We start from the raw sequence: 7204 nt of genomic DNA, 5'->3' as shown, positions 1-7204 counted from the left end.
TTTGCTTTCCTGCGCTCTTTTTTCGTCACTAAAAATTTCTTCGCAAATGACTTGACTTCCTATAGTTGGTCACCTCTCTGGTCTGTTCTTTCTTCACCAGCTGGATCTTCAAAAGGTTATTTTGACGAATCAGTTGCTGTTCATCCAAAACCTCCGGCTGCAGTGCATCCCGCAGCAAAGCTTCCATCTCGTGCTCACTCCTCTGTGCCATATCCTCGTTCCTCCATTTCTCTGCGAAGCTGCTTTCTTGCACGATTCAATCGACTCTTTACTGTTCCTCTGGGCAGATGTTCCACCCTTGCAATCTCATCGACCTTCATTCCAAAACTGTACATCAGCAAAATTGGTATCCGATATTTCATTTCCAATCTCTGCACCGCCGCCAATAACGCCTCTCTCTGCATCCTTCCGAATACCTGCTTTTGCGTGTCCGCCTCATCCGAAGGCTGCCGCTCTTCCTCCTCCATTTGTGAAATGCTGACACTGGGCGCAATATGTGCCCTTCGCAGCAGCTTGCGACACTCATTTTTCCAGATACCATTTGCCACCGCAAATAGCAATGCACGCGGATTTTCCTCCTTGCGGATATTAATTTTCATTTCCATCAATTTTAAGAAGGTCTGTTGATATAGGTCCTCTGCATCAATGCTGCACAATGTCAGTTTCCTGCAAAATCGCATGACATCTGCGCCATACTGGTCCACCAGTTCGGATACAACCGCCGCTTCCATCTCCTCGCCTCCTTCATTACCTTCTGCCTTTATATTGTCGCTCCAAAGGAAAAGGTTGCATTTTGGCAAACTTTTTTCACAAGATACTCTGAAAAAATATCGGGAGAACCAAACTCCTTTGGCTCTCCCGATGCAAAACTATTTTCAATTTTTTGCTTACTCTTTCTTTCTTCTTTAGAAAGGCTAGGTTGCGAACTGTCTGCAGCTTCAAGCCCAACATTTTCGCTCTGCACGTTGCGCGCTATGCCTGTTCGCGAGCTCTTATTTTCCTCTTCAGGAAAGCTAAAACGCGAACTGTCTGCGGCTTCAAGCCCAACATCTTCGCTCTGCACGTTGCGCGCCATGCTTGTTCGCGAGCTCTTGCTTTCCTCTTTAGAAAAGCTAAAACGCGAACTGTCCACGGCTTCAAGCCGCCTAACCGACAATCAGCTTTCCTTCCGGCGCAATCAGCTTTCGGCTGACTCCCTTCTGCGCTGCCAGCGACATACCGAAGGATACCGGTCCCACTCGCCCGATAAACATGCTCAAGATCAATACAACCTGTGCAAACTTAGAGGAAACTGTGGTCACACCGCTGGATACGCCAACCGTTGCAAAGGCTGATACCGCTTCAAACACAGCATCAACGCCGCTCAGTGCATTTTCTTCCAGTGGACAGGTGGTCATCAGAACAATCGACGTTGTGCTGACCACAACCACACCCAAAAACAAAATGGCGATGGAACGGTAGATGACACTCGGCGCCAAACGTCGTCCCAGCATGTAGGGTTCCTCTTTGCCGCGAATACTGGAAACTGCGGTCATGATGATGACAGCAATGGTCGTAACCTTGATACCGCCGCCGGTAGAACCTGGTGCTGCACCAATGAACATCAATACAATCGAAAACAGCTTGGTTGAGTCATGCATCGAGTAGAGATCAATCGAGTTGAATCCCGCGGTTCTCATGGTGATCGACTGCATAAAGCCGGCGCTGATTTTCTCCTTGAGCGTCAGCTGTTTTAATGTTGCCGGATTGTCCCATTCGAACATCATAATACAGATTGCACCCATGATGATCAGGAAGATGGTCACCATCAAAACAATTTTTGTGTGTAAGAGCAGGGTTTTTGTTTTTCGATAGGCCATCAAATCGTTCCAGACGATGAAGCCCAGACCTCCGACCACAATCAGCATCATAATGGTGAACATCACCAGATAGCTGTCATTGAGCGTAGTCAGCGAGGTGTATTCTCCCAGAAATCCCAGAATGTCAAATCCAGCATTGCAGAAAGCGGATACTGCCAGAAAAATCGAGATCCATACTCCCAGAAGGCCGTATCTTGGCACAAAATATAGCGACAACAGGATCGCACCGATTGCTTCCACCGACAAGGTAAAGGTGATAATCATTCGCAGCAGATGCGGTACATCACCAAAGCTGGTGGAGTTGATCGACTCGGATGCCAGCTTCATGCCGCGCAGTCCGAGCTTGCGCCCAACTACCAGGTTAAAAAATGAGGTAAAGGTCACCAGACCCAAACCTCCAATCTGAATCAACATCATCAGAACGCCCTGTCCAAAGCCGCTCCAATGGGTATAGGTATCGTACAGCACCAGTCCTGTTACACAGGTTGCACTGGCCGATGTAAACAGACAGCTGAGCAGCGGCGTAAACTCTCCGCTTTTTGAAGAAATAGGCAGCCAAAGCAGCAAGGCTCCAATGATAATAACCGCTGCAAAGCTGCCCGAGATAATACGGGCCGGATTACTCGACGTCCTCTTTTTCACCTTCGTCATATGATCGCTCCTTTTTTTACTCTGAACATCCTTTTTGCAGATTCTGCATCGCAATGGAAATCAAATCCCTGTCATTTTTAAAGGTTACCATGTGATAAGCCTTGTGGATTTCTGTCCAGATAATGCGGCTGATTTCCTCTTCCTGACGCTTAAACTGGGTGGTCTTTGCCTCCCCAAGAAAATAAACAACCTGTTTGCGGATATTCGGCTTGGGATAATACTCCACCATCTGTCGGAATCCCTTTTGAATATTGATGTCAATCCCTGTTTCTTCCTTGACCTCTCGCAGCGCAGTCTGTATTTCTGTTTCCTGGCCCTCCACATGTCCCTTTGGAAATGACCAGTGTCCTCCATATCGGTTTTTTATCAACAACAATTCTATCTGACTTCTGTTTTTTCGATACACGATTGCGCCGCAGGACTTCTCGAACTTCATTGCTTCCCTCCTGTTCGATTGTTAGTAAAACGCTCCTGCATGTCAACTACTATATCACGTTTTGACCGAATAGAAAAGGGGCTGATTTTCTTTTTCCCTTGTTGTCTGTCAAACTTTTGTTTGTTTTTGGCCTTCTTTACTCGCCAAACTTGACAAATCTTTCCCGAAATAGTAAACTTGTATCGTTCTATCACCATTTGCCCCCTTAGTTAAATGGATATAATAAACCCCTCCTAAGGGTTAGTTGTGAGTTCGATTCTCGCAGGGGGTGCCAAAGATACAACAGGCTCTGAAAATCCAAGGATTTTCAGAGCCTGTTTCCTTTTATTCTGATAATATTGGGAGTTTCCTCTCCTTCTGCATCAGTATTACAGGATGGGAACCACCCGCAAAATTTCCTCCACCGTCTTGCTCACATACTCCTCATTGGAAATCACAAAATCTGCCGCCTGCCGGTACTTCTCCTGCCGCTGGCGAAAGATTTGTTCGAGCTGTTCTTTGGTGTTATTGCGCACCAGAGGGCGGTCGCTGTTTTTGATGCGCTGATAGCAGGTTTCAAACGAGCAATCCAGCAGTACAATCGCTTCAAAACCACCGCTGTTTTCGCGCAATGCCCGCACTGTTTCCTCCCGCATCAAGAAACCGCCGCCGGTTGAAATCACCGCATTTTTTCGTTTTCCCAACAGCTGCGCTGTCTCTTCCTCCATCTTGCGAAAGGCTTCCTCTCCCTGGGCAGCAAAGATTTCGGGGATGCTGATTCCCTGCCGCCGTTCGATCATTGCATCGGTGTCCAGAAATTCCCAGCGCAGCTGAAAGGACAGCGCCTGTCCTACGCTGGTTTTTCCGCATCCCATAAAGCCGCACAGCAGGATCTGCTGTATACCTTTCTGTCCCATGATTTCACCTCTTCTACTGCTCTGTCACTTTATCTATTCTGCCCAGATATCCTGCGCCGCCTCTGCCTGATAGATCAACATTTCCATGCCGCCCACCGTCTTGCAGCCGGCCTCCTTTGCCTGCTTCATCAGCAGTGTCTCCTCTGGATTGTAGATGCAGTCAAAGACAGTTTCCACCTTCTTGAGGATCGCCGGATCAATCGGGCTTGCCTGCATATTCGGATACATTCCACAAGGGGTTGCATTAATCATCAGTGCAAATTCACCATGGAGAGAGGCAATATCCTGCACCTCCACCTGTGCCTGTGGACGCAGTGTGCGGATATGCTGTGCAATTTCCTCGGCCTGCGGGATATTCTTTGCCTTGACTGCCATCACAACATCACAGCCGTGCAGTGCGCATTCGGTAGCGAACATTCTGCCTACACCGCCGGCACCCAGCACACAGACCCTTCCCGCAAGTGCAACGTCGTGCTGCTGCATGGTGCGCACAAATCCAATACAGTCGGTGTTGTAGCCGATTTTCCGTCCATCCGGCAGCATCTTTACGACATTGACCGCCCCATGATTTTTGGCGCTCTGGTCCAGCTCATCCAGCAGGTCAATAATCCGCACCTTGTAAGGGATGGTCACATTAAAGCCATCGAGCAAAAACAATTCCCCGATTTTTTGGTCAAATTCCTCCGGCGGAATCTGGCAGATATCATACTGGATCTCCCATCCGCGCTGCGCTGCCAGACGCTGATGCAGCTGCGGCGACTGTGTGTGTCCAAGCGGATAGCCTAAAATTGCAAAATGTTTCATGCTGTTTCCTCCCCTGTTTCTTTGGACAAACGGCATCGACCAGGATACCGCCTCCTGACAAAATCTTTTGCAAACACTATACCACACTAAAGCGATGATGACAAGTTTTTGGGGAGAATCCTCCAAATCTTCACCAAATTGTTTGAACAGTTTTGAAAATCTCTCCATATATCCTGGAATAGATATTGACATGATTCTCATTCCATGATATAAAAAATAAGCTAGTATCTATTATGAGCACAAAGTTTTTATTCACAGCATCCGTTTGCCTTTCACGGGCATTTAAACGGAGACCTGATTTTGGTAGCAGGAAAGGAGGGGGAACAAATGGATATTTTTGAACAGGTTAAAAAAATCCTCTGCGATCAGCTCGATCTGGATGAGGAGCAGGTTACAGAAGAATCCGAAGTAATTGATGACCTGGGTGCTGACTCCCTTGATATCGTTGACCTTGTCATGACTCTGGAAGAAGAATTCGACACCGAAATTCCGGACGAAGACATCGAGAACCTTAGAACAGTTGGCGACATCGTCAAGTACGTCGAAGATCGCGCAACAGAATAGTTTTGATAAGCTATGCTGTGGCTGTCGCTTCTCAACATCTTATCTGACAGTTCAGATTCTTTTTAAGGACCGGATTTTCCGGTCCTTTTTTCGCAGCTTTCCAAAAAGGCAGACGATTCCCATCAAAATATGGATGTTTGTCCCAAATATGGCCCAATCGCTGCAATTCTATTGAATTTCCCCTCGGAAGGTAATATAATAAACTTGTTCTTTTTTGTGCGCTTTGCCGCATCTCAAAAGGCTTTTGTGCCAGCATGCGCCGGTATCGTTTGTCCGCTCAAAACACTGCCGGCAGGCCCATCCTGCGTCCGGAATACAGCTGTTTTTCCGGCGCCGCAATCGTTTTAAACCGACAGAAAGGTGGAAGATATCCTCATGGCAAACAATAAAAAAATGGTCGAAGACATCACTTCGATGGAAGTCGACTTTGCAAAATGGTATACCGATATCGTCAAAAAGGCCGAACTTTGTGACTACTCCTCGGTCAAAGGCTGCATGATCGTCCGTCCATACGGCTATGCAATCTGGGAAAATATCCAGCACCTGCTCGATGCTGAATTCAAAAGAACCGGACACCAGAACGTTGCAATGCCTCTGTTCATCCCTGAAAGCCTGCTGCAGAAGGAAAAGGACCACGTCGAAGGTTTTGCTCCAGAAGTTGCCTGGGTCACCTACGGCGGCTCTGAGGAGCTGGAAGAACGCCTGTGCGTCCGTCCAACCTCCGAAACCCTCTTCTGCGATCACTATAAAAACATCATCAAATCCTACCGTGACCTGCCAAAGCTGTACAATCAGTGGTGCAGTGTTGTTCGTTGGGAAAAAACCACCCGTCCATTCCTGCGCACCCGTGAGTTCCTCTGGCAGGAAGGTCACACCATGCACGAGACTGCTCAGGAGGCTATCGACGAAACCGAGATGATCCTGAACATCTATGCTGATTTCTGTGAGAAACAGCTTGCTATGCCGGTTGTCCGCGGCAAAAAGACCGATTCCGAAAAATTCTCCGGCGCTGAGGCTACCTACACCATCGAAGCAATGATGCACGACGGCAAGAGCCTGCAGGCAGGTACCTCCCACTACTTCGGCGATCACTTCGCAAAAGCATTTGAGATCGAGTTCCAGAACCGCGAAAACAAACCACAGACCCCACATCAGACATCCTGGGGTGTTTCCACCCGTCTGATCGGTGGTATCATCATGACCCACGGCGATGATAACGGCCTTGTTCTGCCGCCGGCGATCGCTCCAATCCAGGTTGTTGTCATTCCGGTTGCTCAGCACAAGGAAGGCGTTATCGAAAAGGCTCAGGAAGTTAAGGAGCGCCTTGCAAAACAGTTCCGCACCGACATCGACATCTCGGATAACTCTCCAGGCTGGAAGTTTGCTCAGTACGAGATGAAGGGCGTTCCGCTGCGTCTGGAAATCGGACCAAAGGATATCGAGCAGAACCAGTGTGTTCTTGTTCGCCGCGATAACCGTGAAAAGACCTTTGTTTCGCTGGACGAACTGGAAACAAAAGTTACCGAGCTGCTGCAGGTTGTTCATGACGGCATGTATGAAAAAGCACTCCAGAACCGCGAGAACCGCACCTGGTCTGCGCTCAATCTGGAGGAACTGATCCAGATTGCAAACGAGAAATCCGGCTTCATCAAAGCGATGTGGTGCGGAGATGCAGAATGCGAGGCAAAACTCAAAGAGGTTGCCGGCGTATCCTCCCGCTGCATGCCATTTGCACAGGAACACCTGTCCGATACCTGCGTTTGCTGCGGAAAACCTGCAAAATCCATGGTTATCTGGGGCAAAGCATATTAATCGTCATTGATTACCGCACATACAAAAAGCCACACCTTCTTAGATGGGTGCTCGTAAGACAGTAATTCTAAAAAATTACTATTTTACGGCATCTGTCTGGCAGGATTGGAAACAACAACGAAAAGAACGATGTCGAGTCGAAAGACTGGCATCGTTCTTTTTTACCAACAAAACATAAAATT

Annotated in this window: 9 protein-coding genes and 1 tRNA gene; 3 read left to right on the top strand and 7 right to left on the bottom strand. The window is 48.1% G+C overall.

Going from position 1 to position 7204, the window contains the following annotated elements; all coding sequences use genetic code 11:
• Positions 1-28: 28 nt before the first annotated feature.
• From Q0L39_RS09745 to Q0L39_RS09725, 5 genes are read right to left on the bottom strand one after another with little or no spacing between them, the layout of a single operon-like run.
• A complete protein-coding gene (locus tag Q0L39_RS09745) occupies positions 29-211 on the bottom strand; it encodes a hypothetical protein (RefSeq protein WP_296628773.1) in 183 nt (60 codons plus the stop codon).
• A complete protein-coding gene (locus Q0L39_RS09740; RefSeq protein WP_296628771.1) occupies positions 195-731 on the bottom strand; it encodes an RNA polymerase sigma factor in 537 nt (178 codons plus the stop codon). Before Q0L39_RS09740 ends, Q0L39_RS09745 begins: the two co-directional genes overlap by 17 nt.
• A 29-nt stretch (positions 732-760) precedes the next feature.
• Positions 761-1132 carry a hypothetical protein gene (locus Q0L39_RS09735; RefSeq protein ID WP_296628769.1) on the bottom strand — a complete coding sequence of 124 codons (372 nt, stop codon included), beginning with the start codon at positions 1130-1132 and terminating at the stop codon, positions 761-763.
• Positions 1133-1145: 13 nt separating this feature from the next.
• Positions 1146-2510 (bottom strand): potassium transporter TrkG, encoded by a 1365-nt coding sequence (locus Q0L39_RS09730; protein WP_296628768.1) that lies wholly within the window; start codon positions 2508-2510, stop codon positions 1146-1148.
• A gap of 16 nt (positions 2511-2526) precedes the next feature.
• Entirely contained in the window at positions 2527-2946 is a 420-nt protein-coding gene (locus Q0L39_RS09725; protein WP_296628766.1) for an NUDIX domain-containing protein, read from the bottom strand.
• Positions 2947-3145: 199 nt separating this feature from the next.
• Here Q0L39_RS09725 and Q0L39_RS09720 point away from each other — a divergent pair.
• Positions 3146-3220 (top strand) — tRNA-Arg (locus Q0L39_RS09720).
• A gap of 94 nt (positions 3221-3314) precedes the next feature.
• Here the strand turns inward: Q0L39_RS09720 and Q0L39_RS09715 are convergent.
• Together Q0L39_RS09715 and Q0L39_RS09710 are read right to left on the bottom strand one after the other, a co-directional pair.
• Complete coding sequence (locus tag Q0L39_RS09715; RefSeq protein ID WP_296628764.1) at positions 3315-3842, bottom strand: shikimate kinase; 528 nt, start codon at positions 3840-3842, stop codon at positions 3315-3317.
• 33 nt (positions 3843-3875) lie between these two features.
• The gene (locus Q0L39_RS09710) at positions 3876-4646 is read right to left on the bottom strand and encodes a shikimate dehydrogenase (RefSeq protein ID WP_296628762.1); all 771 of its coding nucleotides are present in this window, start codon (positions 4644-4646) and stop codon (positions 3876-3878) included.
• A 327-nt stretch (positions 4647-4973) separates the two neighbouring features.
• Here Q0L39_RS09710 and acpP point away from each other — a divergent pair, with 327 nt between their 5' ends.
• The gene (gene acpP, locus Q0L39_RS09705; protein WP_296628760.1) at positions 4974-5210 is read left to right on the top strand and encodes an acyl carrier protein; all 237 of its coding nucleotides are present in this window, start codon (positions 4974-4976) and stop codon (positions 5208-5210) included.
• A gap of 375 nt (positions 5211-5585) precedes the next feature.
• Entirely contained in the window at positions 5586-7022 is a 1437-nt protein-coding gene (gene proS, locus Q0L39_RS09700) for a proline--tRNA ligase (RefSeq protein WP_296628759.1), read from the top strand.
• Positions 7023-7204 lie beyond the last annotated feature (182 nt).

The organism is uncultured Negativibacillus sp. (assembly GCF_944388365.1).
Classification (GTDB): domain Bacteria; phylum Bacillota; class Clostridia; order Oscillospirales; family Ruminococcaceae; genus Negativibacillus.
The sequence above is the reverse complement of the archived record's forward strand: the minus strand, read 5'-3'. Positions and strand labels throughout refer to the sequence as shown.

What these genes read in the sequence shown, in the direction of transcription:
- Q0L39_RS09745 (WP_296628773.1), bottom strand. Translation starts at nt 211, where the DNA reads ATGGCACAGAGGAGTGAGCACGAGATGGAAGCTTTGCTGCGGGATGCA.
- Q0L39_RS09740 (WP_296628771.1), bottom strand. Translation starts at nt 731, where the DNA reads ATGGAAGCGGCGGTTGTATCCGAACTGGTGGACCAGTATGGCGCAGAT.
- Q0L39_RS09730 (WP_296628768.1), bottom strand. Translation starts at nt 2,510, where the DNA reads ATGACGAAGGTGAAAAAGAGGACGTCGAGTAATCCGGCCCGTATTATC.
- Q0L39_RS09725 (WP_296628766.1), bottom strand. Translation starts at nt 2,946, where the DNA reads ATGAAGTTCGAGAAGTCCTGCGGCGCAATCGTGTATCGAAAAAACAGA.
- Q0L39_RS09715 (WP_296628764.1), bottom strand. Translation starts at nt 3,842, where the DNA reads ATGGGACAGAAAGGTATACAGCAGATCCTGCTGTGCGGCTTTATGGGA.
- Q0L39_RS09710 (WP_296628762.1), bottom strand. Translation starts at nt 4,646, where the DNA reads ATGAAACATTTTGCAATTTTAGGCTATCCGCTTGGACACACACAGTCG.
- acpP (WP_296628760.1), top strand. Translation starts at nt 4,974, where the DNA reads ATGGATATTTTTGAACAGGTTAAAAAAATCCTCTGCGATCAGCTCGAT.
- proS (WP_296628759.1), top strand. Translation starts at nt 5,586, where the DNA reads ATGGCAAACAATAAAAAAATGGTCGAAGACATCACTTCGATGGAAGTC.